The following is a 22,423-nucleotide window of genomic DNA, read 5'->3' as shown; positions in this document are numbered from 1 at the left end:
CGACACCGGGCGCGCCTTTTTAGTGTCAACGGGCGCTAGCTCTTAGGCATTTTGAGAACATAGGCGCGGCCTTTTTTCTGGTACCGCAACTCCGAGTCCCCAATGGCCGACACCCGGCCGCCGTCAATTTTGTCTCCAACCTCAACCTTTTGAAAACGTCCATTGCCCAGTCGGACCAGCGCGCGCCGACTTGATGGCGTCCCATAGACACCGATCAGGTTCACTTTGCGCAGATTGATGGCGTTTTTCACTGTTGCTTCGCGGGAAGCTGATGCACTGGACGGAATTCTTGGTGCAACCGCTCTTGGCGCGACACTGGCCGTTGCCACTGGTTTAGGTGCCGCCTCACGAGGTTTGATAGCACGCGCGACGATCTCGCTGAAGTTGCTTGGGCGCGTGCCGGGGCGCAATGAGGCCGCCACTGCGCGCGAAGTGTCGCGATCAAAGCTGTTTTCGTCGTTTGGCTGGATCAGGCCATTCTCGGCGCCGCGTCCGTCAAGTTGAACGAGGCTTGCGGCGGCGGCTGCAGCGCTTTCCTGCGCGGATTGAGGCCGCAATCGCGGCCTTAGCTGCGCCAGTTCTGCCCGCGTTCTGCCGCTCAAGCTGGCGCGTTCACTGTTTTCGATCAGATCATCGGGGCGCAATTTTGGTCGAAAGCCAGCCAGGGCGATCCGTAAGGACAGGTCTTCGCCGGGTGTTTCGACGCGCAACAGATTGTCCGGTTGCCGAACGGGAGGCTGACCCGCGAATACTTGGACACCATCGGGGTTAATTGCGCCATCTTCCGTCGCGACGACCATACCTTGCGCATCAAGCGTAAAGCGGGTTCCCGCCGGAGCCGGCGACGATTGCTCACCCAGCGCTTTGTCTTGCCGGTAGGATTTGATGGCCGGCAGCGCTACGGCGTCAAAGTCGGGATTATTCGGATCAATGCTGGTGATGTAGAGGTCATCCAGATCGATGAGCGCGGGTGGGCTTGGCACGTCAGGTGCCACGGGCCAGATGCCCGTCACTGCATAGCTGGACTGCACCTCATTATCGGTCGCTGTATCAGAGGGCGAGACCTCGGCCAGCGGTGGGGCGCGTAGTGCTTCGAGTACGGCCGCGTCTTCGTCTGAAAGATCTTGTGTGAGCGACGCAAGTTCCACTTCGGTCGACTTTGTCGTCGCGGTTTTTGGCGGGTTCTGAGGTTGAAGTGGTGCCGCAAATTGAGCGGTTGGCGGAATTGAAGAAGTTCGGTCAAAGAGCGCGGTAAAAGTTGATGTTACCGCGCCACTGGCAAAGGCTGCGATGCCGACCGGGACCAGCAACAAGACCGCCGCCACCAGCGCCAATCGTCGCTTGCCGTCGGCATCTCGCGTGTCGTCGCGCGCGCCGAACACTGCCATTCTCTCGGCTTCGGGTGTACTGGCAGGACGCCGTGCGACATTGTGCAAAGCCGGGCGATTTTCCTTGGAAGTCGTCACCGGGGCCGGAGAAAACTCGTCCCGGGTTTCGCCAAACTCCGGCACTTCACCGTCTGTTGCGCCTGCAATCCCTTGTGTCAGGGGAGTTTCAGCCGCAGAGGTGCGAAACGTCGGTACCATACGTCGCGACACAAAGCCGACGGCGTCGCTTGGGGTGTCCGCTTCGGTGTCGTCTTCCAGCAGCAATGGGCCATCGACATCATCCATGTCTTGCGGGTCTTCGTGTGTATCGGACGGCCCGGCATCTGTGATGTCTTTCGTTTCATAGGCCAGCGGCTTTGCCGAAATGGGCATCGAGTCGGGCACGGGTGTCTGGCCCTCGTCGAGAAGCGTTTCGGCAGCTTTTGTTGCACCGAAGAATGGTTCAGCGGCGAAGTTACTGGTCGTTGGCGCCGCGACAAAACTAACCGGATGCATCCGGTGTTCGACCGCAAACGCTTCTGCTTCACGCAGGGTGTCGGTTGCCACGGCAGCAATATGTGTTTGGGCACCGTCAGCAAAAGTATCGAATGTCAGATCGTCAACAGGGTAGGGCGTGGCGCCTTCCAGCGCCTTGCATGCCGCAGCTTTGCGCGCATCCATGTCCAACGCGCCTGTTTCGATGCTCAGGTATTTTATCATCTCGTCGGGGATGACAAGCTTGCAGCGCAAGCCTTCTGGGTCGAGTGCGGTCGCAGTCGAGCGCAAGAGCGCCAGTTGATCGGCAAGATCTGGCGCATCCGTTTCAATTTCGCCAACCAGCCGCCAGCCAGAACCAGCCCGGTGCAAAAGCCGGATGGTCTCTTGTGACAGTGACAAAGCGAAGTTTGGTTTCATACGACCATTTAGCCCCAACAAGGTTTACGAAAAAAGGGAAACCGCCTCTGACCCCAGAATAGAGCAGCTTGTCGCGCATGAAAAGGGATTGGCGGAACTTGCTTGTGCCTCTGGACAGCTACGGGTCAACATATGCGCAGGCAATTTTGGAGAGTACTAATGAAAAATCTGTTCCTTACACTCGCGATTTCGCTGGCCGCGTTCGGCGCTGCCGCCTCGGAGGCAGAGAGGGTCATTACCGTGACCGGCAGGGGCTCTGTTGAAATGGCTCCGGACATGGCCACAATCAGCCTTGGCGTCATGGAGCAGGCGGAAGAAGCCCGCGCGGCGATGTCGGCCACGTCCGAGGCGGTTACCGCAATTCTTGAACGTCTCGAAGCGGCGGGGATCGAGTCGCGGGATGTACAGACTGACAATCTGTCTCTTCAGCCGGTCTGGTCCCGATCCAATACGAATAACGAGCCCCCGCAGGTTGTCGGTTTTGTCGCGCGCAACACGTTGAGCATTCGGGTTCGGGATCTGGACACTCTAGGCCGCACGCTTGATGCCGTCGTGCAGGATGGAGCCAATACTTTCAATGGGTTGCGCTTTTCCGTGCAGGATCAAAAACCGGCGATTGCAAAAGCGCGTGCCGCCGCAGTCCAAGATGGGATCGCGCGCGCCACGCAGCTTGCAGAGGCGGCTGGAGTCAAGCTTGGCCCGGTGCAGTCAATCTCCGAGCAGGGCGGTGTTGTTCGCCCGCGGATGATGGAAATGGCCGACGCCCGGATGGCGTCGGATGTTCCCGTTGCGGAAGGCGAAGTGTCGCTAAGTGCGCAAGTCAGCATGGTGTTTTCCATCGCGGACTGACGAGCGAAATACACACCTTGAATGAGAAAAGGGCGGCCCGATGGCCGCCCTTTTTGGTGTTGAAGCTCGCGTCAACTCACGGCTTTGGAAAGTGCTTGATCAAGATCGGCGATCAGGTCGTCGGCATTTTCCGTACCGATTGAAATACGGACGACGCCGGGTCCGGCGCCCGCCGCTTCTTGCTGTTCGGTGGTCAATTGGCGGTGTGTTGTCGATGCTGAGTGAATCACGAGGCTACGCGTATCGCCAAGGTTGGCTACGTGGCTGAAAATTTCCAGCGCGTTCACAAATTTGACGCAGGCGTCATACCCGCCCTTGATGGCAAACGTGAAAAGACCACCTGCGCCTCGTGGGCAGATCTTTTTGACGCGCTTGTTGTAAGGAGAGGATTTGAGACCAGCATAGGTGACGTATTCGACGCGGTCGTCCTGTTCCAGCCAAGACGCGACTGTTTCCGCGTTCTCTACATGGCGATCCATACGCAGTGAAAGGGTTTCCGTTCCCATCAGGGTGTAGTGTGCGGACTGTGGGTTCATCGTCATGCCCAGATCGCGCAAGCCGATGGCTATCATGTGAAAGGTGAATGCAAGCGGACCAAAAGTTTCGTGGAATTTCAGTCCGTGGTAGGCGGGCTCAGGCTGGCTGAGTGATGGAAACTTGTCGTTCGCAGACCAATCAAATTTTCCGGAATCAACGACGCATCCGCCGGTGACCGTGCCATTGCCTGTCAGATACTTGGTGGTGGAATGCACCACAAGGGTTGCGCCATGTTCTATCGGGCGGCACAGGTACGGCGTCGCCGATGTGTTATCCACAATCAGGGGGATGCCGGCTGCATCCGAGATCTTCGAAATGGCATCGAGATCGGTGATATATCCGCCCGGGTTTGCGATTGCCTCACAGAAAACGGCGCGAGTATCATCATTGATTGCGGCCTTGACCGCGTCTAGATCGTCAAAATCAACGAAGGTGCATTCCCATCCAAAGCGTTTGATCGTGTGGCTGAACTGAGTGACCGTTCCGCCATAAAGGCGTGTGGAGGCCACGATGTTTTTACCCGGTCCCATCAAGGGGAAGAGCGCCATGATCTGCGCTGCGTGACCAGACGAGCAACATGCGGCCCCGACGCCTCCTTCCAGTGTCGCGATGCGTTCTTGCAGGACGGCGACGGTCGGGTTGGTCAGCCGTGAATAGATGAAGCCAACTTCCTGCAGATTGAAAAGCGCCGCCGCGTGGTCGGCATCGCGAAAGACATAGGCAGTGGTCTGATAGATCGGAGTCTGGCGCGCGCCTGTGGCGGGGTCGGGCCGGGCACCGGCGTGGATCTGAAGCGTATCAAAGCCGTAGCTTGGGCCGGAAGGATCAGCGGTCATTTTGAGAGTTCTCCTGGGGACGTTTGTTGCGCCATGGTTAGGGCAACGCCAGCCTTGGTACAAGGGCTGCCACGTAAGGGTTTACCGCATCCAGAAGCCGGCGGCCTTGATGCGATTGCGAATTTTTGCCTCCCGCTTGGGCAGGTTCTGCTGGTCGAACAGTGCGCGCACCTTCTGGCCACGCCCGTGATATACATTGCGTTTGATGGGTGCGTATTCCTTGAGCAGTTTCTTTATCCGGTTTGGCGCTGCGACCTCTTCGAGCAACGCGACGACCGCATCGCTTTCTCGCGCGTAGAGCAGCGGGAGTGTCCGGTAATGGCAGGTGACCGACCCGTCGATCAGACCTGCGGGCAGAGCATCTCGCCCGCCACCCAGAGTGTGGATCACCGGTGGCAGCGCGATCTGATCCAACCAAGGGTCAAGCGATTGAGCGCAGAGCTCTTCTGGGGTGTTGTCCCGAACTGTCAGAGCAAATCTTTCGTACAGGGCACCGAACGCATGCGGGCACCGGTAGTAGAAAAAACCCGCGTTGAAATAAAGGTATCGGCGCCAGTATTCGTCTGGTTGGGCAAGGTCCATTGATGTGTCGAATTCAACACCACAAGCCTCGTAGACCGCACGCCAAATACCCTCATACCCGGGGCCATAGAGTTGTGGCTGAGGCCATGTGCCTTCGCGGCGCAAAGAGGCACTGGGACGGTCGAAATCAAACGGCACCGCTGACAAATCGCTTGTGATCAATGTGTCTGTATCGAAAAACACGAAAGGTTCGCCTTTGGGCAACTCACGCAGCATTTCGATCTTGTTGCCATTCGGGTAGGTCGCCCCAAAAAACCGGTTTTCGAATGGTACAAACTCCGCGCCCATCTCTTTGAGTGCTGCGCGAATTTGCTGATTGGCAATCGTGGGATCCTTGGGCCACAGAGGGCCGGGCTGCGGTTCGGCTACTAGAAACCTGCCGGTAAAGCTCGGGCTGGCGTGGCGGAGCGAGGCGGCAAACAGCAACGCCTCATAAGCAAGCCGCCCGCGTTGGCCGACGATCACTACGTTAAATTGTTGCTGGGTTGCTGCTTTCTGCGCCATTGATCCCGATCTGCTCTGCCGCTTCGCCGCCTTTCGGCGACACTAAAGTGCTTCAGGGCCGAAAAAAAGAGGATAGATGAGGGCTTCGCAGCGGTGCAGGTCTGGGGTAGCAGTTGGGGAAAGTTATTCAAAGGACGCCCATGACCACATTGCCCGATTTTCGACTGGAAACGCACTTTGCCAAGTGGGAGTTCAAGGCCGAGCACCATCTGACAGCGTCTGACGCGCAAAGCATCTCGTTGCGCGATCTGCTTGGCATGGCCAGCGATGCGGACCGTGAAGCTTTCGAAGGGATGTGGCTTGGGTACACTGAAACATTTGGGGCGCCGGATCTGCGCTTTGCCATCGCGCAGACTTATGCACAGCGCACGGCCGATGACATATTGTGTTTTGCCGGCGCTAGCGAAGGCATCTTTGCGGCAAATGCCGTCATCCTTGATCGCGACAGCCATGCGATCGTGGTGACGCCAAATTATCAATCACATGAAACCCTTCCACTTTCAATATGTTCGGCCACAGGGGTGCCGTTGGATCCTGATGACGGGTGGTCTCTTGATATCGATCGGGTTGCCGCTGCCATTCAGCCCAATACGCGACTGGTCACAATCAATTTTCCACACAACCCGACGGGGGCCATCCTGTCGCTGGATCGTTATCAGGCGCTGATTGAATTGTGCCGGCATCACGGTCTTTACATCCTGCATGATGAAATTTTCAACGGGCTTGGCCCCACTGGGACCGAACACCTTCCGTTCATTGCCGATGAATACGAACGCGGGTTGTCGTTGGGCGTTATGTCCAAATCCTACGGTCTGCCAGGATTGCGTATCGGTTGGATCGCCTGTCAGGATCACGCAGTGCTCGCGCGGATGGAGCGAATGAAACACTACCTGTCGATCTGCAACTCGGGCCCTTCGGAAAGACTGGCGTTGATCGCCTTGAAAAACCGCGATGCTTTGCTGGCCCGTAATTGCGCAATCGTGGACGAGAACCTGCCAAAATGGGAGGCGTTCTTTGCCCGCCATCCAGAGCTTTTCGACTGGCAGGCACCGGATGGGTCCTGCATGGCGTATCCGCGCTACAAAGGCGCCGAAGGCGTTGATACCTTTGCCCGCGATCTGGTCGAACAGGCAGGCGTGCTTGTGCTGCCCAGCACCATCTATAGTTCAGATTTGGGGCCGGCACCGTCTGATCGATTTCGCATTGGGCTAGGGCGATACGGCCTGGACGAAGGACTGGCCGCTTTGGAAGCGCATGTCATGCGGAACAATCGCGGTGTCTGACGCATGGAAAATTCTGCTGGTCATGACCTTTGCGCGGATGACCATGGGGTTTCAGTTTCAGGCGGTGGCTGCACTCGCGTCTGATCTGACCGGACCTGGCGGGATCAGCTTTACGGCTCTGGGGGTCTTGGCAGGCGTGTACCTGTTGCCCGGTGCTGCTGTTGCCTTGATAGGCGGCTGGCTGGCCCAGCGGGTGGGGGCCGCGCGTGTAGCCTTTGTCGGCTTGGGGTTGATGACCATCGGAGGCGGGGCTGGCTGGCTGTCTAACGAGTATCAATTCGCTCTGATCTGGCGCGCGGTCGCAGGCATTGGTGCCGTGGCCTTGAATGTCATGGGGACGAAAATGGTTGCGGATTGGTTTGAAGGCCGCGTCGATCTGCCAACAGCTATGGGCGTTTTTGTCTCTAGCTGGCCGGCTGGAATAGCAATCGCGACCTTGACGCTACAGTTTTTTTCACGGGCTTTTGGGCTTGATGCGGCCTTGCTGTTACCGGCTGTCTTATGCGTGGCCGGGTGGCTATTGCTCTGGATGATCTGGCGTGAACCGCCTCGGACAACCGGGCCTGCGCTGCAGGTCAAGGCGCGTTTTTATTCGCAAGAGTGGGTGCGGGTCATTCTGGCTGGCCTGATATGGGCGATCTACAATGTCGCACTGATTGGGGCGATCGCATGGACACCAGGCCTGTTGGAAAACAATGGTTTCACCACTGTCACTGCTGCGGCGGCAACAAGCGTCATCGGCTGGACCGCGATTTTTTCAGTGGCGGCGGGCGGCTGGCTTGCCGCGCGGTCACCGCATCGGGATATTCCGGCGCTGATCTGTTTTCTGGCGTCAGCCGTGTTCATTGGTGTCTTGCCATTCGTTGGTATGACTGCGGGGTCCATCTGGACAATGGCCGCCGTCGGCCTGGCGATTGGCCCGGCGGCTGCGACGATCATGGTCATGCCTGTTGAAGCGGCGCGCCCGGAATTGCGTTCCTTGTCCATGGGAATTTACTTTGCCATTTATTATGCGGTTATGGGCGTGGGGCCGGCAATATACGGGGTGGTCCGCGACGCGTCAGGTTGGGCCGGAGCACCTATTGTCCTTGCTGCCGGTCTGCTTTTGCTTTGTATTCCCTTGTGGTGGCTCTTCCGGCGATTGCAGAGCAAAACCGCGTGAAGGCCAACACAACATTGCCGATGCGCGAGCTGGGCCTGAGTGGCGTGAAATGCAGTTGGTCAAATCAACGGGAGTGAAGTGGTGGGCGACCCTGGAATCGAACCAGGCGTGCGTCTCCGCGAGGGAGTTACAGTCCCCTGCCACACCTTGCGGCCTGTCGCCCACGATGCCGAGTGCATTGCATCGGCAGTGAAGGCGTGATTACAAGCGGACCAAAATGGCGTCAACCCGAAAACGCAGGGATTTTTCGCCATCCGGAAACAGCGGGAAAGCGATATGAAAAAGCCCAAGTGGGTCGTGCAGAAAGAGCAAGACAAGAAGTCGCGGTCACGCGAGACGGTCTGGCTGTTCGGGTTGCACGCGGTACGCGATGCTCTGGTCAATCCGCATCGCGAAAAGTTGCGTTTGGTGGTGACAATGAATGCACAAGCCAAGTTGCAAGAGGCCATCGACACAAGTGACATCGTACCCGAGGTAGTTGATCCGCGTAAATTCAATGCGCCGCTTGATCCTGGCTCTGTGCATCAGGGGGCCGCTTTGGAGGTCAAGCCGCTTAACTGGGGGACGCTGGAAGACGTCTGTATCGGGGATATTGCGCCGCGGGTGATCCTGTTGGACCGAGTGACTGACCCGCACAATGTCGGTGCGATCCTCCGATCTGCCGAAGTTCTGGGTGCCTCGGCGGTCATTGGAACGCGACATCACTCTGCGCCGGAAACCGGCGCGCTTGCAAAAACTGCAAGTGGAGCATTGGAACGCCAGCCTTATCTTCGGGTCCGGAACCTCGCGGAGGCCATTCAAGACTTACAGTCCATGGGATATCTCGTGCTTGGACTTGACGGGGAGGCAAGCAAGACCGTCGAAGCGGCGATCGAGGGGCGTCAGGACAGTCCGGTGGCGCTTGTTCTCGGGGCAGAAGGCCCGGGGCTACGGCCAAAAACCAAAGATACAGTGGACGCACTTGTGCGGATAGATGCAGCAGGTGCTTTCGGGTCACTTAACGTCTCGAATGCCGCTGCAATAGCCTTGTATGCGTCCCGTCGACATGATCAGGCAAAGGGTTAGAAAGGCCATCGATGGCGCACACCACTAAAATCGCGACATGCAGCTACTGCGGTTCACGCGCCGCATTGGTGCTTGGTCGAGACAGGCATGAACTTGCCTGCGACCGTTGCGGGGCGCCTTTGCACGATATGAAACGGTTGAAGTCGGATGATGCCGCGCGATCTGACAGAAAAGAAGTTCTGGGACACGGTAAGCACAAGCGCCCCTATGCCACACCGGAGCCCAAAAAGTATCACTCCCGCAAGCGCCCCCGTAAACGTCGCAAAAGTCTCATGCGGTATGTGCTGGAAGAAGCGATAGACGTGATCGAAGACATCTTTGATTGAATCATTAAATCGAGCCGGGTTAAGGCTGTGTTCACGGTTTTGAGAGAAACTCTGGAAGAATGGGTTTCAATACCTATTTCAGACGTATCAAGCGGCCCGGAACGCTGTTTGATCTGTAAGACTGTCCCTCGTTCCGTACCTTGCAGCGCCCGTGCGATAAGCACCGGGCGCTCTTTTTTTCCACGATTAGCGCGGGTAGGGTGCGGTATGACTTATTCTGATACACTCTTGAAAGACATTCTGAAACGAACGCGCCGCATCGCGATTGTCGGCGTGTCGATGAATCCAGTGCGGCCAAGTTACTACGTGGCGAGGTATCTCGATCTCAAGGGCTATCAGATTTTTCCGGTAAATCCGCGCCATTCTGGTGAGCGGCTGTTTGGCAAGCCGGTGTTTGGCGCCCTTTCGGATATTGAGGGCGGGGTGGATATGGTCGACATTTTTCGTCGCTCAGAAGCTGTGCCGGAAATTGTCAGCGATGCGCTTGACGCTTTTGAAGACCTGCAGACGGTCTGGATGCAGATTGGTGTGGAAAATGCCGACGCAGCGCAAATGGCAGAAGCACGTGGCGTGACAGTGATACAGAACCGGTGCCCGAAGATTGAATATCAACGCCTCTTTGGGGAGTTGCGTATGGGCGGGTTCGCGACAGGGGTAATTTCTTCTAGGCTGTAAGCCGCCTTCATTTCCCACCGCAGGTAGAATGATTGCTTATTGTCCCGAGCGCGCGTCCTTTTCCTCGACGCCGGAACGCGATCGGCGGCTTTCAAGCTCTGACAGGACCGCGTCGAGGCTGACATCCCGGGCAGCCAACATCACCAGCAGATGGTAAAGCACGTCTGCTGCTTCGCGGGTAAGGGCCTCTCGGTCGCCCTTGACGGCTTCGATGATGGCCTCGACAGCTTCTTCGCCAAATTTTTCAGCACATTTTTCCGGCCCCTTGGACAGAAGTTGCGCAGTCCATGAGCTTTTCGGGTCTGCGGTTTTGCGCGCGGATATTGTCTCAAATAGCTTGTCGAGAGTCATGTCAGCCTCATAGGTATACCTGCGGCGGCCATATGCTGTTTGGCTTCGGCAATTGTGTAGTCGCCAAAATGGAAAATGGACGCGGCCAATACGGCGGAGGCTCCGCCTTGGGTAACGCCTTCCACAAGGTGATCGAGCGTGCCCACGCCTCCTGAGGCGATGACCGGCACGGCCACGGCGTCAGAAATGGCACGTGTCAGTGGCAAGTTAAACCCAGCGCGGGTTCCGTCGCGGTCCATCGACGTCAAAAGTATTTCGCCCGCTCCCTTGGCGACCACCAGCTTGGCGAACTCGATGGCGTCAATTCCTGTGGGTTTCCGCCCGCCGTGTGTGAAGATTTCCCACTTTCCGGGTGCAACAGTCTTTGCATCGATGGCAACGACGATGCACTGGCTGCCAAATTGATCGGCGGCTTGCGCCACGACCTCGGGATTGGCAACCGCCGCCGAATTGAACGACACCTTGTCGGCTCCGGCAAGTAAAAGTGCCCGAACATCGGCAACTGTACGAACGCCGCCACCAACTGTCAGCGGAATATAGCAATGCTCCGCAGTGCGGGTGACCACGTCAAACATTGTTGCGCGGTTCTCGTGAGTGGCAGTGATGTCCAGAAAGCAAAGCTCGTCCGCGCCTGCGGCGTCATAGGCAATGGCGGCGTCGACAGGGTCACCCGCGTCGCGCAGGTCGACAAAGTTCACGCCTTTCACCACGCGGCCGTCAGCCACGTCGAGACAGGGGATGATGCGCGTCTTGAGCATGGGGCTGGTTTAGGCGATGCAGCGGTGCACGGCAAGATAGCGAACCGGCCCTCCGGGGGGAGTTTTTCGCGCAAAGTGAAAGAGCTTGCTCATGTTGCAAGAGCTGCCAGTGCTTCGCGCAGATCAATTGCACCGTCATACAGCGCCCGCCCGGATATTGCGCCGGAGATGACGCCTGTGGACTTCAGCGCTTGCAAGTCGGTCAGCGATGACACGCCACCTGATGCGATAATGGGAATTGAAACGGCGCGGGCAAGATCTGCGGTGGCATCAATGTTCGGTCCGCCCATGGCGCCGTCGCGCAGAATGTCCGTGTAGATGATGGCTGCAACACCTGCATCTTCGAAGGATTTGGCAAGCTCGGTCGCCTCAGCATCGGTCTCTTCGGCCCACCCCTTGGTTGCGACCTTTCCTTTGCGCGCATCAATGCCGACCGCAACCTGCCCGGGAAAGGCCCGCGCGGCTTCGCGAACCAATGTGGGGTTTTCCACAGCAACGGTGCCGAGGATGACCCTCGCCAATCCTTTGTCGAGCCAGCTTTCGATGGTGGCCATATCGCGGATCCCGCCACCCAATTGCGCTGGTACGTTGCAGGATTTCAGAATGGCCTCGACGGGTGCTGCGTTTACAGGTGTGCCTGCAAAGGCGCCGTTGAGATCGACAAGGTGCAGCCATTTGCATCCGGCTTGCACAAAGCTGCGCGCCTGCGCCGCTGGGTCATCATTGAACACGGTGGATTGCGCCATGTCCCCATGCACGAGGCGTACGGCTTGCCCGTCCTTGAGGTCAATCGCGGGGTAGAGGATCATGACGTTTCCTTTGCGTTGTTTGCGGGGCTTTTGCACCAGCACCCTGCCAAATGCAACGCGACGTAAGGTCAACTCGCGCGGCGACGTACCGTAACGCTTGCCTGCGGGCTGTAACGCGCGGCACGGTCCGGACAAACGAGGGGAGGAACCAAGATGAAAACTATTTTTGCGACTTTTGCTGCTCTGGTGAGCGCAACCACACTGGCTGCGGCGGACCCGCTGGAAGGCACCTGGCAAACCGAGCCTGATGATGGGGCCTTTGCGCATGTGGTTATCGCACCGTGCGGCGCAAACTTTTGCGGCAAGATCGCACGTACATTCAAAGATGGTGCCGAATACCAGTCACCCAACAAGGGCAAGACGCTGGTGATCGACATGGCGCCCCAAGGAAACGGAGCCTACGAGGGCAAAGTCTGGCGGCCGAGCAACGACAAGATTTACCTAGGTAAAATCGCGCTGGATGGTGACAGGGTGCGCCTGCGCGGTTGCGTCGCTGGTGGGCTCTTGTGCTCCAAGCAGACTTGGGCCCGGGTGCAGTGATCCTGCAATTTTAACCATCCGCCGCGCCTTTGAGTTTTTGGTTCGCAGCAATTTGACAAAGGCGCGACTGACCCGTCGCGCCTTTTCGCATTATCGCTGAAGGGCTAATTTGTTCAGGGCTGCCAGTTGAGAAAATTGGCAATCATCCGCAGCCCCGCGCTCTGGCTCTTTTCGGGGTGAAATTGCAGGCCGATCATCGTGCCACGGCCAATCACCGCGGTGACATCGCCACCGTAGTCCACGTGGGCGAGCCGCTGTGCGGGATCATCGCACCGCATGTGGTAGCTGTGAACAAAGTAGGCATGATCACCTGTGCCAACGCCGTTAAATACAGGGTGTGGCGTTTCAATAACCAAGTCATTCCATCCCATGTGTGGCACTTTCAACGCGGTGTCCTGCGGGCTGATTTTGATGACTTCACCAGAGATCCAGTCAAGGCCCCTGGTGTCTTCGTATTCCCGCCCCCAACTCGCCATCAACTGCATGCCCACACAGATCCCCATGAAGGGGCGCGCTTTGTTCTCGACAGCTTCGACCATGGCGCCATAGAGCCCGGAGTGCCCCTTCAGCGCTGTCATGCAGGCGGGAAATGCGCCATCGCCGGGTAATACGAGACGATCGGCGCGTGCCACAACTTCGGCATCACTGGTGACAACTACGTCACCTGCATCGGTTTCACGTGCCATCCGTTCGAACGCCTTGTGCGCCGAATGCAGGTTGCCGCTTTCGTAATCGATAATGGCGGTCAGCACGTCAGAGCGCACCTTTGGTAGACGGAATCGCGTCCGCCTTGCGCGGATCGGTTTCCACAGCGACGCGCAGTGCGCGCGCCACGGATTTAAACGCGGCTTCGGCGATGTGGTGGCTGTTAAGCCCGTGCAGCATGTCGACATGCAGCGTGATCCCGCCGTGGGTCGCGAAGGCGGTAAAGAATTCGCGAACCAACTCCGTATCGAATGTGCCGATTTTGGCAGTTGGCATTGGCACGTTCCAAATCAGGAACGGCCGCGCGGACAAGTCGAGCGCACACCGCACCAATGCATCATCCATCGGGAGCAGACAGGACCCGTAGCGTTGAATGCCTTTTTTGTCGGCCAGAGCGGCGGCAAGCGCTTGCCCCAGCGCGATACCGGTGTCTTCGACAGTGTGGTGGTCGTCGATGTGCAGATCGCCCTTGGCGCGCACCGTGATATCGATCAGCGAGTGACGCGCCAGTTGATCCAGCATGTGATCGAAAAAGCCGATCCCCGTCTCATTGTCATACGTGCCTGTCCCGTCAAGGTTGATCTTGACGGAGATGTCTGTCTCCGCTGTGGTGCGGGTCAGGCTGTGGGTGCGCATGGGGATCGTCTCCGGTCACTTTGAGTTCGCGCGCTCTTATAACAGCCTTGAGGCGCGCGCCAAGACGCGACATTCAGGGATTGCGGCCCCTGTGCTAGATATGCCAGCTTATGGCTAGGTTCGCGCTGCAGGAGATGTCATGGCGACTTGTGTGTTTATTCAGATCCGCTGCAAGCCGGGCACGACCTACCGTGTGGCCGAAGAGATTGCCTTGAGGGAAATCCACTCGGAGCTTTATTCCACCAGTGGCGACTATGACCTGATGATGAAAATCTACATTCCGAAAGATGCAGACGTCGGGAAATTCATCAACGAGAACCTGCTCGACATAGAAGGGATCGAACGATCGCTGACCACCATGACGTTCAAAGTATTTTGAGACGCGGGGTCCTCTCAGGTGCGTTCTGTTTTTGGGCAGCGACTGCGGTCGCGGCAGAACCAAAGGTGTATTCCGGAGAGGAAGCCGGCGCGTTGCGTTGCGCAAATGCTATGGCGCTGACGGCGGTTGCACTGTCGGATGCGGGGCTGATGACCGACGCGGAGAAGGAAGTTCTGCTGCGCGTTACGGTAGCGATTCTCGACCGGCACGTCTCGGGCAGTTGGGCGCAGAAGAAAGCGGCGCTCGAAGTGGTGCGCGACCGACGAAATGTCGGAGAAACGCTGGAAGACTTTCAGGTCTTGGCGCAGCGCTGCCTGCGGCAGTATCCGATCAACTAGACTTGTCGCGGAATTCCTGCCGGATCGATTGCGTGTGCTCGCCCAAGCGCGGAAGGGCCCCCGGCGCGAAATCAGTGCCGCGTCCGGATGGTCGCGGAAGGCTTACTGTATTGCCGTTTTCGAGGGCGACCTCTACGCGGCGTAGCGCCGGATGCGCACCAAGCTCGCGTGCTTCCCTGTAACGCGACCACGCGATGCCGCCGGCATCACAGGCGGCGATCGTTTCTGCCACGGTCATCCGGGCGAAAAGCGGGGCCAGAGCATTATCGACCGCAGTGCGATTTGCGATCCGCTGTGCGTTAGACGCAAAATCCGGGTGGGCATGGAGATCAGGCCGATCAAATACCCTGAGGCACAAACGTTCCCACTGGTCGTTGTTCTGAACTGCGATGATAACTGACCCGTCCCGACAGGCGTATGGACGGTAGGGGTACACGGTAGCATGCGACATGCCGTGGCGCGCGGTTTCCGTACCTGCGTGCTCGTAATGCAAAAACGGTACGGTCAACCAGTCGGCGAGAGCATCGAACATGGCGACTTCAATGCATTGTCCGGTACCCGTGCGGCCACGTTCTATCAGCGCCTCAAGGACGGCAGCATGGGCGCACCCGCCCGTGGCCACGTCTGCCACCGGGACACCGGCCTTCGCAGGTTCCTGTGGCGTCCCGGTGATCGCGCATAGACCGCTTTCTGCCTGAACCAGCAGGTCGTAGGCCTTCATGTCAGCATAGTCTGTATCCCGCCCGTATCCCTGCACCGCAACCGAGATCAGCTGGGGAAAGTCGCGACGCAGCGTTGCGTTATCGAGGCCCATACGATCCATGGCGCCAGGAACCAGATTTTGGACGAGTACATCGGCACGCGATAACATACGTCGAAAGAGTGCCATGTCATCGGCACCTTTAAGATCCAGTACCGCACTTTCCTTGCCGCGGTTCAACCAGGCGAAATAGGTGCAGGTTCCGTCCACGACGTAATCGTAATGTCGTGCCGTCTCACCAACAGGCCGTTCGACCTTGATTACTCGGGCCCCCGCGTCGGCAAGTCTTACTGTGCACAAAGGGGCTGCAACCGCCTGCTCTAGGGCCAGTACCAGAATTCCGTCAAGCGCCGCTGCCATGTGCATTCTCCCCGCAATGTGGTCGCCGCTGTCTGTGAGGATAAAGACATCAGCAGAATTCATCACCTCGGTTGTGTCATGCGTGCGGTGCAATCTGTCAAGCTGGCCGCGCTAATCAGGACGCGCCGAAAGCCCCCGAATTCGGGTGGTTCGCGATTAAATCGTGACAATTTCTGTTGGTTTTGCTTGTGGTCCGATTAAATCTGACACATTAACGCTAGCTAGTTCGGGCCAAAAGATCAGGAGTTCGCGTGTCTCTCTTCCTTGTCGTCGCCTTACCCTTTCTCGGGGCGCTGTTGCCCGGGTTGATGAATTCCGCGGGCCGGCAGGCCTGTGCCGGTATCACGTTTACCGTTACGCTTTCGGCTTTCATCGGACTGTTGACCAATGCGCCAGCCGTTTTTGCCGGTCAGATCGTGACAGTTGGTGTCGATTGGCTGCCCATTCTCGGGCTGAACTTCAACCTGATGCTCGATGCGCTGGGCTTTTTCTTTGCCAGCCTCATTCTCGGGATCGGGTTGCTGATCATTACCTATGGCCGGTTCTATTTGTCTCGCGACGACAATATGGGCGAATTCTTTACCTATCTGTTGCTGTTCCAAGGCGCGATGGTCGGCATTGTTCTCAGTGATAACATACTACTTTTGTTGATTTTTTGGGAATTGACGTCGTTGTCGTCGTTCCTGCTGATCGGCTATTGGAAACACCTGCCGGAGGGGCGGCAAGGTGCGAGAATGGCACTGGCCGTGACGGGAATGGGCGGGCTCGCGATGATCGGCGGCATGCTTATCCTTGGGCAAATTGTCGGCAGTTATGACCTGAGTGTTATCCTTCAAAACCGAGAGCTCATTCAGGAAAGCCCGCTCTATACACCTGCGCTCATTCTGATCCTTCTAGGGTGCTTTACGAAATCCGCACAGTTCCCGTTTCACTTCTGGTTGCCACACGCGATGGCTGCGCCAACGCCTGTTTCCGCCTACCTGCACTCGGCTACGATGGTGAAAGCAGGGATATTCCTTATGGCACGCATGTGGCCGGTTTTGTCAGGCACACCGGAATGGTTCGTGATCGTGACAACGGCTGGACTGATCACCATGGTGCTCGGCGCGCTGATCGCGATCTTCAAGCATGATTTGAAGGCTCTGTTAGCCTTCTCCACGGTTTCGCATCTGGGGTTGATTACCATGCTTTTGGGCACGGGCACCGCCTTTGGGGCGATGGCAGCGGTGTTCCACATCCTAAACCATGCGACTTTCAAAGCGGCGCTGTTTATGTCTGCCGGCATTGTCGATCACGAGGCACACACCCGTGACATCCGGCGTTTGGGCGGGCTGCGCCATCTGATGCCGATAACATTTGTCATTGCCACTCTTGCCGCGCTTTCCATGGCTGGCATCCCGCTTCTGAACGGGTTTTTGTCCAAGGAAATGATGCTGGAAGAGGCCAATCACACAGTACTGTTCAATACGCCGTGGCTGGTGCCGGTGTTGGCCACCGTCGGCTCTCTTTTCTCAGCGGCGTATTGCTTCCGATTCATCAGCCACACGTTTTTTGGTGCAAAGCGTGATGATTACCCGGCCAAACCTCATGACCCCGGTGCGGGTATGTGGATGCCTCCGGCGATCCTCGTGGTACTTGTCGTTTTGATCGGTGTTGCGCCGTTTCTGGCAGAGCCGTTTGTGAAAATGGTGACTGCAGCAGTGCTGGGCGGCGAGGCTGAGGCGCCCACGGCCTATTTCAAGATTTGGCATGGTCTGGTGCCGGCGCTTTATATGTCGGTGATTGCCACCGTGGGCGGGCTTATCCTGCTCGCGATTTACTCACCGCTTCTGCGGCTGTGGGAGAACACGCCACGCCCCGAAGCCAAGGTCATTTTCGAAGGGCTGGTCGACTCGATCGTTCGGGCCGCGCAGCTCGCCATGCTGCCGCTCCACAATGGATCTTTCTCGCGATACGCGGCAGTGGCTGCTGTGGCGATCACCGGGGCAGGGTACTACGCCTATTCAACTGGTACCGTTGCGGAGGCAACGCGGACCGTACAAGCAGCCGGGCCTGTGCCGATCGCTGGCTGGATCATGCTTGTGGCGGCGACGTTTGGCCTGATGCTGTTGCACCGCAACAGGCTTCTGTCCCTTATCCTTATCGGTATTGTCGGCCTCATGGTGTCGGTGGGCTTTGTGTTCTTCAGCGCTCCGGATCTTGCGATGACGCAGATCACAGTCGAAGTTGTCACGATTATTCTTTTGCTTCTTGCGCTGAATTTTCTGCCGAACCGCACGCCCGTCGAAAGCTCGGTGTTGCGACGCACACGTGATGCCGTGGTCGCGGCTGCAGGGGGCCTCGCAACCTTTGGGCTCGCGTATCACTATTTACTGCGCGACGCCGTCTCTACGTCCATCTCGCAATTCCACCTTGCGAACTCTTATAAGGGCGGCGGCGGCACGAACGTGGTCAATGTGATCCTCGTGGATTTCCGGGGTTTTGATACCTACGGCGAAATCATTGTCTTGGGCATTGCCGCGTTGCTGATCTATGCGCTGACCGAAGCGTTGCTGGACGGGCCGGTTCGGGCGCGTTTGCTCAATCGTAAACCGGACAAGCCGCTGGCAGGTGACGTGCATCCAACCATGATGGTGGTGATGACGCGCGTCATGATGCCGATCGTAATGCTCGTGGGTTTTTATATCTTTCTGCGGGGCCACAACGAACCGGGAGGCGGTTTTATCGCCGGCCTGATCGTGTCGATCGGTGTCGTTGTTCAATACATGGCCTCAGGCTTTGGCTGGGCGTCCGCGCGGCTGCGATATCCCTATCACGGGATAATCGGTGCAGGCGTGTTAATTGCCGGATTGACGGGCATCGGGTCTTGGTTCGTCAGCAAACCGTTCCTGACCTCTGATTTCACCTACGTGCGCATTCCGCCGTTTAACGAGTTCGAACTCGCGACCGCAGCGCTTTTTGATCTTGGTGTATTTCTGGCTGTTGTTGGCGCGGTGATGTTGTCACTTGAAAGCTTTTCGCGACTGGCGCGACGCGCGCATGTTCCGGATACGGAACACCCCATGGATATCGATCCATCACGAGAAGACCCCATCGATGCCATGAAGGGAGGTGCCTGACATGGAATTTCTGGTTGCCTCTGCCATTGGTGTGATGACGGCAGCGGGGCTTTACCTCGTCCTGCGCCTACGGACCTTTCCGGTTATTCTGGGAATGTCGCTTTTGACTTATGCTGTGAACGTTTTTCTCTTTGCCTCCGGGCGCCTGACGATTGGCGCGCCTCCGATACTGCAAAAAGGTGTCGAAGGTTTGGTATATACCGATCCCCTTCCGCAAGCATTGGTACTGACTGCCATCGTGATCTCGTTCGGGATGACTGCAGTTGTAGTGATGATCGCTCTGGGAGCGTTCCTGCACGCCGATGATGACAGTGTGAATGACCCGTCCGACGAAGATCATCAGGCGGAGGATGCGACATGAACCATTGGATAATCGCTCCGGTGATCCTGCCGGCGGTGCTGGCACCGTTCATCGTGCTGGCCGCCCGGTATCACATGACCATTCAGCGCGTGTTCTCTGTGGTTGGTGTTCTGGCGCTGATCATTATTGCAGGCGGCCTCGCGTGGCAGGCGTCGGACGGAACGATCACGCTGTACCAGCTTGGCGACTGGGCGGCGCCGTTCGGGATCGTGTTGGTCGGCGACAGATTGTCGACCATTATGGTCCTGTTGACAGCAGTTCTGGCACTCATGGTCCTGCTGTATGCCATCGGGTCCGGATGGGACCAGCGTGGATGGCACTTCCACGCTTTGTTCCAGTTCCAGCTCATGGGGATAATGGGAGCATTCCTGACAGGTGACCTCTTCAACCTCTTTGTCTTTTTCGAAGTGCTGTTGATTGCATCTTACGGGCTGATGATCCACTCGGGTGGGCGCGAGCGGCTGCGCGCGGGCGTACAGTATGTATTGTTCAACCTGATCGGATCGACTCTGTTTCTCTTTGCACTGGGGTCGATCTACGCTGAAACAGGTACGCTCAACATGGCTGATCTGGCGCAACGTGTCGCGCTTATCGGACCTGATGAAAGCGTCGGCATCCGCATTGCAGCGGTTTTGCTGATCCTTGTCTTTGCGATCAAAGCTGCGCTGGTGCCGTTACACTTCTGGTTGCCGTCCAGCTATGCAGAGGCGCCGGCTCCTGTCGCAGCCTTGTTCGCGATTATGACCAAGGTAGGCGCATATGCGATCATCCGCGTCTACACGATGATCTTTCCACCGGATTTGGAGGTCACAGCCGGTCTGCAGGCCACTTGGTTGCTGCCTGCGGCACTCGCGTCTCTGAGCCTCGGTGCGCTTGGTGTGTTGGCCGCAAAAAAGATCGACCGACTGGTGACGTTTTCCGTAATCGGATCGATGGGCATGGTCATGGTGACCATTTCGCTCTTTACGCCAGAAAGTATCGCGGCGGCCCTATACTACATCGTCCATTCAACACTCGCTGCAGCAACGCTGTTCCTGATATGTGACCTGATACGTACCGGGCGGGATGATCTGTCACTGACCGCACAACCCAGTGTCGCAGGTGCTGTGCCGACGTCCGCACTCTATTTCGTTGCCGCAATCGCCATGGCAGGCTTGCCGCCGTTGTCCGGATTTCTGGGCAAACTGCTTGTGTTGGCCGCGGCGTTTCCGACACAGGCCATGGCGTGGGTCTTTGCGCTTGTCCTTATCTCCAGCCTGGTGAATGTCGTCGGATTTGCGCGCGCCGGTTCCGTGTTGTTCTGGAAAGCGAAGTCCGTTGAGCGTGCGTCAGACGCGGCGATACCGTCGCCACCGGCGATCATGTCCTATGTGGCTGTGGCGGGACTTGTCGGCTTGTTGATCGCGCATACCGCGCTTGCAGGCCCGATGCACCGCTACATGACCACCACGGCAGCGCAGCTTTTTACACCTCAGCCTTATATCTCGGCTGTTGTCGGCACGCCGGGCAAGTTAACGCGGCCAAAAGCGAAAGAGGCCGACAAGACGCGTGAAGGCGATCCGACGCGGGCTTATGGCGGGGCAAAAGCCGCAAAGGCGAAAGGCGATGACGCTGGCAAAAAAGGAGACGGACACTGATATGACGCGTTTTCTACACTGGCTCTTTCCGCACCCTTTGCTGACGCTGATGATGGCGATCATCTGGGTAGTGCTTCAAAACGATTTTACGCCGGGCATGGCTGTCTTTGGCCTCATCCTTGGCATCGTGATCCCGCGCATGACAGCCAAGTGGTGGCCGGATCGTCCGCAAGGAGTCCGTGCCTTCAAGATGATCAGTTACACGCTACTCGTGATCTGGGACATTATTGTCGCCAATATTCAGGTGGCATGGATTATTCTGACGCGATCCAATGAAAGCCTGAGGCCGGCTTGGGTGGTGGTACCGCTAGAGCTGCGTACACCAGAAGCCATTACCATACTCGCCGGCACAATCACGCTCACGCCGGGTACAGTATCGGCCGATCTGTCAAGCGAAGGGCACAGCCTGCTGGTGCACGCGTTGGACACCGACGATCCTGATGCAGTACGTGACGAGATCAAAGAACGCTACGAAAGACGCCTGAAGGAGATTTTCGAATGACCCTTGCAAGTGATTTGATGGGGTGGTCTCTCACCCTTGCCTTTGTTGCGCTGGCGCTCAGCCAGATCATGGCGATGGTTCGTCTGGTCATCGGACCGGATTCGGGCGACCGCATTCTGGCGCTGGATACGATGGTGATCAATGCCATTGGCCTGATCGTTCTTCTCGGTATTGCTCAGGGTACCAGTATTTATTTCGAGGTGACTTTGATCATCGCCATGCTCGGCTTTGTTTCGACCGTCGCGCTGGCACGCTTTGTACTGCGGGGGGATATCATCGAATGATCACGGTTCTCTTTGAATACGCCGCTGCATTCTTTTTACTGGTGGGCACCATCTTTACCTTTGTCGCGGCGATCGGGCTTCTGAAACTGAACGATGGCATGACGCGCCTGCATGCGCCGACCAAGGCTGGCACGGTCGGTATCGGAGCATTTCTTCTAGCCTCCGTCTGCGGTTCTTATGCCTTCCGGGATGGGTCGATGCACGAGTTGTTGATCCTGCTCTTTTTGTTTGTGACAGCGCCAATCTCAGCGAATTTCATCGCCAAGGTGAACATTCACAAACGCGCTTGCGATCCGACGCCAAAACCGCCACGTGACGCGACATGGTCTACGCTGGATGTGCCGGAGAGCGATCAGTCCAGCGTGGAGCCGACCCAAGGCTAAGTGAACGCGTCTGACGGCGTTGTCGATGTCAACTTCCAGGAAGTTTGTGCTTCTGTGGTGTGAGCACGACTTTCCAGCATTATGTGCCAGTGTGTGCAAAAACGCGAGATTTCGGACGGTGGCGCAGCCTGAGATGACTGTAAGGACTAAATCAATCGCGTGACACAACACGCCCAATATGGCGTGCCGGTACGCTAAAAATACGCTTGTCGAGGATGGTCCCATTGGAGCGGGCGAGGCGATTCGAACGCCCGACCCTAACCTTGGCAAGGTTATGCTCTACCCCTGAGCTACGCCCGCTTCCTTGGGTGAGCCGTGGAATAACTGCGACGCGCCAAAGCTGCAAGAGGAAAATCCCGCAGTCAGCGAAAAAAGTGCAAAAAAATCGGGAGGCCGATTT

24 protein-coding genes and 2 tRNA genes are annotated in these 22,423 nt (G+C 57.4%); 15 read left to right on the top strand and 11 right to left on the bottom strand.

Annotated elements, in window-relative coordinates; all coding sequences use genetic code 11:
* Nucleotides 1-35: 35 nt before the first annotated feature.
* On the bottom strand, nt 36-2,282 hold the full coding sequence (locus AC2D8V_RS08880; protein ID WP_484733169.1) for a hypothetical protein: 2,247 nt from the start codon (nt 2,280-2,282) through the stop codon (nt 36-38).
* 159 nt (nt 2,283-2,441) lie between these two features.
* On the opposite strand from AC2D8V_RS08880, the gene AC2D8V_RS08875 reads away from it, so the two are divergent.
* On the top strand, nt 2,442-3,131 hold the full coding sequence (locus tag AC2D8V_RS08875) for an SIMPL domain-containing protein (RefSeq protein ID WP_484733168.1): 690 nt from the start codon (nt 2,442-2,444) through the stop codon (nt 3,129-3,131).
* Between the two features lie 71 nt (nt 3,132-3,202).
* Here AC2D8V_RS08875 and AC2D8V_RS08870 read toward each other — a convergent pair whose 3' ends face one another.
* Nucleotides 3,203-4,504, bottom strand: coding sequence for an O-acetylhomoserine aminocarboxypropyltransferase/cysteine synthase family protein (locus tag AC2D8V_RS08870; RefSeq protein WP_484733167.1), 1,302 nt, complete (start codon nt 4,502-4,504; stop codon nt 3,203-3,205).
* 81 nt (nt 4,505-4,585) lie between these two features.
* A complete protein-coding gene (locus AC2D8V_RS08865) occupies nt 4,586-5,590 on the bottom strand; it encodes a hypothetical protein (protein WP_484733166.1) in 1,005 nt (334 codons plus the stop codon).
* Between the two features lie 140 nt (nt 5,591-5,730).
* On the opposite strand from AC2D8V_RS08865, the gene AC2D8V_RS08860 reads away from it, so the two are divergent.
* Together AC2D8V_RS08860 and AC2D8V_RS08855 are read left to right on the top strand one after the other, a co-directional pair.
* Entirely contained in the window at nt 5,731-6,873 is a 1,143-nt protein-coding gene (locus tag AC2D8V_RS08860) for an aminotransferase class I/II-fold pyridoxal phosphate-dependent enzyme (protein ID WP_484733165.1), read from the top strand.
* The gene (locus AC2D8V_RS08855; protein WP_484733164.1) at nt 6,845-8,035 is read left to right on the top strand and encodes an MFS transporter; all 1,191 of its coding nucleotides are present in this window, start codon (nt 6,845-6,847) and stop codon (nt 8,033-8,035) included. Before AC2D8V_RS08860 ends, AC2D8V_RS08855 begins: the two co-directional genes overlap by 29 nt.
* A gap of 79 nt (nt 8,036-8,114) precedes the next feature.
* On the opposite strand, the gene AC2D8V_RS08850 is transcribed toward AC2D8V_RS08855, so the two are convergent.
* Nucleotides 8,115-8,198, bottom strand: a tRNA-Tyr gene (locus tag AC2D8V_RS08850).
* A 113-nt stretch (nt 8,199-8,311) separates the two neighbouring features.
* Between AC2D8V_RS08850 and rlmB the strand changes: the two genes are divergently transcribed.
* The 3 genes from rlmB (at nt 8,312) to AC2D8V_RS08835 (ending at nt 10,101) form a co-directional block, all read left to right on the top strand.
* Nucleotides 8,312-9,100: a 23S rRNA (guanosine(2251)-2'-O)-methyltransferase RlmB gene (rlmB, locus tag AC2D8V_RS08845; RefSeq protein ID WP_484733163.1), complete on the top strand. Its 789-nt coding sequence runs from the start codon at nt 8,312-8,314 to the stop codon at nt 9,098-9,100.
* A gap of 11 nt (nt 9,101-9,111) precedes the next feature.
* Nucleotides 9,112-9,426 carry a hypothetical protein gene (locus tag AC2D8V_RS08840; protein WP_484733162.1) on the top strand — a complete coding sequence of 105 codons (315 nt, stop codon included), beginning with the start codon at nt 9,112-9,114 and terminating at the stop codon, nt 9,424-9,426.
* Nucleotides 9,427-9,633: 207 nt separating this feature from the next.
* Nucleotides 9,634-10,101, top strand: coding sequence for a CoA-binding protein (locus tag AC2D8V_RS08835; RefSeq protein ID WP_484733161.1), 468 nt, complete (start codon nt 9,634-9,636; stop codon nt 10,099-10,101).
* A gap of 36 nt (nt 10,102-10,137) precedes the next feature.
* Here AC2D8V_RS08835 and AC2D8V_RS08830 read toward each other — a convergent pair whose 3' ends face one another.
* The 3 genes from AC2D8V_RS08830 to hisA form a co-directional block, all read right to left on the bottom strand.
* Nucleotides 10,138-10,452: a phosphoribosyl-ATP diphosphatase gene (locus tag AC2D8V_RS08830; RefSeq protein ID WP_484733160.1), complete on the bottom strand. Its 315-nt coding sequence runs from the start codon at nt 10,450-10,452 to the stop codon at nt 10,138-10,140.
* Entirely contained in the window at nt 10,449-11,210 is a 762-nt protein-coding gene (gene hisF / locus AC2D8V_RS08825) for an imidazole glycerol phosphate synthase subunit HisF (protein WP_484733159.1), read from the bottom strand. The genes AC2D8V_RS08830 and hisF overlap by 4 nt, the downstream gene beginning before the upstream one ends.
* A gap of 89 nt (nt 11,211-11,299) precedes the next feature.
* A complete protein-coding gene (hisA, locus tag AC2D8V_RS08820; protein ID WP_484733158.1) occupies nt 11,300-12,019 on the bottom strand; it encodes a 1-(5-phosphoribosyl)-5-[(5-phosphoribosylamino)methylideneamino]imidazole-4-carboxamide isomerase in 720 nt (239 codons plus the stop codon).
* A gap of 153 nt (nt 12,020-12,172) precedes the next feature.
* On the opposite strand from hisA, the gene AC2D8V_RS08815 reads away from it, so the two are divergent.
* On the top strand, nt 12,173-12,559 hold the full coding sequence (locus AC2D8V_RS08815; RefSeq protein WP_484733157.1) for a DUF2147 domain-containing protein: 387 nt from the start codon (nt 12,173-12,175) through the stop codon (nt 12,557-12,559).
* 113 nt (nt 12,560-12,672) lie between these two features.
* Here the strand turns inward: AC2D8V_RS08815 and hisH are convergent, their stop codons facing one another.
* Both hisH and hisB read right to left on the bottom strand, forming a co-directional pair.
* Nucleotides 12,673-13,311: an imidazole glycerol phosphate synthase subunit HisH gene (gene hisH, locus AC2D8V_RS08810; RefSeq protein ID WP_484733156.1), complete on the bottom strand. Its 639-nt coding sequence runs from the start codon at nt 13,309-13,311 to the stop codon at nt 12,673-12,675.
* A gap of 1 nt (nt 13,312) precedes the next feature.
* The gene (hisB, locus tag AC2D8V_RS08805; protein WP_484733155.1) at nt 13,313-13,900 is read right to left on the bottom strand and encodes an imidazoleglycerol-phosphate dehydratase HisB; all 588 of its coding nucleotides are present in this window, start codon (nt 13,898-13,900) and stop codon (nt 13,313-13,315) included.
* Between the two features lie 139 nt (nt 13,901-14,039).
* Here hisB and AC2D8V_RS08800 point away from each other — a divergent pair, with 139 nt between their 5' ends.
* Nucleotides 14,040-14,279 carry an Lrp/AsnC ligand binding domain-containing protein gene (locus AC2D8V_RS08800; RefSeq protein ID WP_484733154.1) on the top strand — a complete coding sequence of 80 codons (240 nt, stop codon included), beginning with the start codon at nt 14,040-14,042 and terminating at the stop codon, nt 14,277-14,279.
* A 110-nt stretch (nt 14,280-14,389) separates the two neighbouring features.
* Nucleotides 14,390-14,617 carry a hypothetical protein gene (locus AC2D8V_RS08795; protein WP_484733153.1) on the top strand — a complete coding sequence of 76 codons (228 nt, stop codon included), beginning with the start codon at nt 14,390-14,392 and terminating at the stop codon, nt 14,615-14,617.
* Here the strand turns inward: AC2D8V_RS08795 and AC2D8V_RS08790 are convergent.
* The gene (locus AC2D8V_RS08790; RefSeq protein WP_484733152.1) at nt 14,610-15,800 is read right to left on the bottom strand and encodes a CaiB/BaiF CoA transferase family protein; all 1,191 of its coding nucleotides are present in this window, start codon (nt 15,798-15,800) and stop codon (nt 14,610-14,612) included. The genes AC2D8V_RS08795 and AC2D8V_RS08790 overlap by 8 nt on opposite strands.
* Nucleotides 15,801-15,988: 188 nt before the next feature.
* Here AC2D8V_RS08790 and AC2D8V_RS08785 point away from each other — a divergent pair, with 188 nt between their 5' ends.
* From AC2D8V_RS08785 to mnhG, 6 genes are read left to right on the top strand one after another with little or no spacing between them, the layout of a single operon-like run.
* Nucleotides 15,989-18,856: a monovalent cation/H+ antiporter subunit A gene (locus AC2D8V_RS08785; protein ID WP_484733151.1), complete on the top strand. Its 2,868-nt coding sequence runs from the start codon at nt 15,989-15,991 to the stop codon at nt 18,854-18,856.
* A 1-nt stretch (nt 18,857) separates the two neighbouring features.
* Nucleotides 18,858-19,217, top strand: a complete 360-nt coding sequence (locus AC2D8V_RS08780; protein WP_484733150.1) for a Na+/H+ antiporter subunit C — start codon at nt 18,858-18,860, stop codon at nt 19,215-19,217.
* The gene (locus AC2D8V_RS08775; protein ID WP_484733149.1) at nt 19,214-20,854 is read left to right on the top strand and encodes a monovalent cation/H+ antiporter subunit D; all 1,641 of its coding nucleotides are present in this window, start codon (nt 19,214-19,216) and stop codon (nt 20,852-20,854) included. Before AC2D8V_RS08780 ends, AC2D8V_RS08775 begins: the two co-directional genes overlap by 4 nt.
* A gap of 1 nt (nt 20,855) precedes the next feature.
* On the top strand, nt 20,856-21,356 hold the full coding sequence (locus tag AC2D8V_RS08770; protein WP_484733148.1) for a Na+/H+ antiporter subunit E: 501 nt from the start codon (nt 20,856-20,858) through the stop codon (nt 21,354-21,356).
* Nucleotides 21,353-21,640, top strand: coding sequence for a K+/H+ antiporter subunit F (locus tag AC2D8V_RS08765; RefSeq protein ID WP_484733147.1), 288 nt, complete (start codon nt 21,353-21,355; stop codon nt 21,638-21,640). The genes AC2D8V_RS08770 and AC2D8V_RS08765 overlap by 4 nt, the downstream gene beginning before the upstream one ends.
* The gene (gene mnhG / locus AC2D8V_RS08760; RefSeq protein WP_484733146.1) at nt 21,637-22,023 is read left to right on the top strand and encodes a monovalent cation/H(+) antiporter subunit G; all 387 of its coding nucleotides are present in this window, start codon (nt 21,637-21,639) and stop codon (nt 22,021-22,023) included. The genes AC2D8V_RS08765 and mnhG overlap by 4 nt, the downstream gene beginning before the upstream one ends.
* Before the next feature lie 225 nt (nt 22,024-22,248).
* Here mnhG and AC2D8V_RS08755 read toward each other — a convergent pair.
* Nucleotides 22,249-22,323, bottom strand: a tRNA-Gly gene (locus tag AC2D8V_RS08755).
* Nucleotides 22,324-22,423: the final 100 nt, after the last annotated feature.

It is taken from the genome of Roseobacter sp. YIN89 (assembly GCF_057219365.1).
The sequence above is the reverse complement of the archived record's forward strand: the minus strand, read 5'-3'. Positions and strand labels throughout refer to the sequence as shown.

What these genes read in the sequence shown, in the direction of transcription:
- AC2D8V_RS08880 (WP_484733169.1), bottom strand. Translation starts at nt 2,282, where the DNA reads ATGAAACCAAACTTCGCTTTGTCACTGTCACAAGAGACCATCCGGCTT.
- AC2D8V_RS08875 (WP_484733168.1), top strand. Translation starts at nt 2,442, where the DNA reads ATGAAAAATCTGTTCCTTACACTCGCGATTTCGCTGGCCGCGTTCGGC.
- AC2D8V_RS08870 (WP_484733167.1), bottom strand. Translation starts at nt 4,504, where the DNA reads ATGACCGCTGATCCTTCCGGCCCAAGCTACGGCTTTGATACGCTTCAG.
- AC2D8V_RS08865 (WP_484733166.1), bottom strand. Translation starts at nt 5,590, where the DNA reads ATGGCGCAGAAAGCAGCAACCCAGCAACAATTTAACGTAGTGATCGTC.
- AC2D8V_RS08860 (WP_484733165.1), top strand. Translation starts at nt 5,731, where the DNA reads ATGACCACATTGCCCGATTTTCGACTGGAAACGCACTTTGCCAAGTGG.
- AC2D8V_RS08855 (WP_484733164.1), top strand. Translation starts at nt 6,845, where the DNA reads ATGTCATGCGGAACAATCGCGGTGTCTGACGCATGGAAAATTCTGCTG.
- rlmB (WP_484733163.1), top strand. Translation starts at nt 8,312, where the DNA reads ATGAAAAAGCCCAAGTGGGTCGTGCAGAAAGAGCAAGACAAGAAGTCG.
- AC2D8V_RS08840 (WP_484733162.1), top strand. Translation starts at nt 9,112, where the DNA reads ATGGCGCACACCACTAAAATCGCGACATGCAGCTACTGCGGTTCACGC.
- AC2D8V_RS08835 (WP_484733161.1), top strand. Translation starts at nt 9,634, where the DNA reads ATGACTTATTCTGATACACTCTTGAAAGACATTCTGAAACGAACGCGC.
- AC2D8V_RS08830 (WP_484733160.1), bottom strand. Translation starts at nt 10,452, where the DNA reads ATGACTCTCGACAAGCTATTTGAGACAATATCCGCGCGCAAAACCGCA.
- hisF (WP_484733159.1), bottom strand. Translation starts at nt 11,210, where the DNA reads ATGCTCAAGACGCGCATCATCCCCTGTCTCGACGTGGCTGACGGCCGC.
- hisA (WP_484733158.1), bottom strand. Translation starts at nt 12,019, where the DNA reads ATGATCCTCTACCCCGCGATTGACCTCAAGGACGGGCAAGCCGTACGC.
- AC2D8V_RS08815 (WP_484733157.1), top strand. Translation starts at nt 12,173, where the DNA reads ATGAAAACTATTTTTGCGACTTTTGCTGCTCTGGTGAGCGCAACCACA.
- hisB (WP_484733155.1), bottom strand. Translation starts at nt 13,900, where the DNA reads ATGCGCACCCACAGCCTGACCCGCACCACAGCGGAGACAGACATCTCC.
- AC2D8V_RS08800 (WP_484733154.1), top strand. Translation starts at nt 14,040, where the DNA reads ATGGCGACTTGTGTGTTTATTCAGATCCGCTGCAAGCCGGGCACGACC.
- AC2D8V_RS08795 (WP_484733153.1), top strand. Translation starts at nt 14,390, where the DNA reads ATGGCGCTGACGGCGGTTGCACTGTCGGATGCGGGGCTGATGACCGAC.
- AC2D8V_RS08790 (WP_484733152.1), bottom strand. Translation starts at nt 15,800, where the DNA reads ATGAATTCTGCTGATGTCTTTATCCTCACAGACAGCGGCGACCACATT.
- AC2D8V_RS08780 (WP_484733150.1), top strand. Translation starts at nt 18,858, where the DNA reads ATGGAATTTCTGGTTGCCTCTGCCATTGGTGTGATGACGGCAGCGGGG.
- AC2D8V_RS08775 (WP_484733149.1), top strand. Translation starts at nt 19,214, where the DNA reads ATGAACCATTGGATAATCGCTCCGGTGATCCTGCCGGCGGTGCTGGCA.
- AC2D8V_RS08770 (WP_484733148.1), top strand. Translation starts at nt 20,856, where the DNA reads ATGACGCGTTTTCTACACTGGCTCTTTCCGCACCCTTTGCTGACGCTG.
- AC2D8V_RS08765 (WP_484733147.1), top strand. Translation starts at nt 21,353, where the DNA reads ATGACCCTTGCAAGTGATTTGATGGGGTGGTCTCTCACCCTTGCCTTT.
- mnhG (WP_484733146.1), top strand. Translation starts at nt 21,637, where the DNA reads ATGATCACGGTTCTCTTTGAATACGCCGCTGCATTCTTTTTACTGGTG.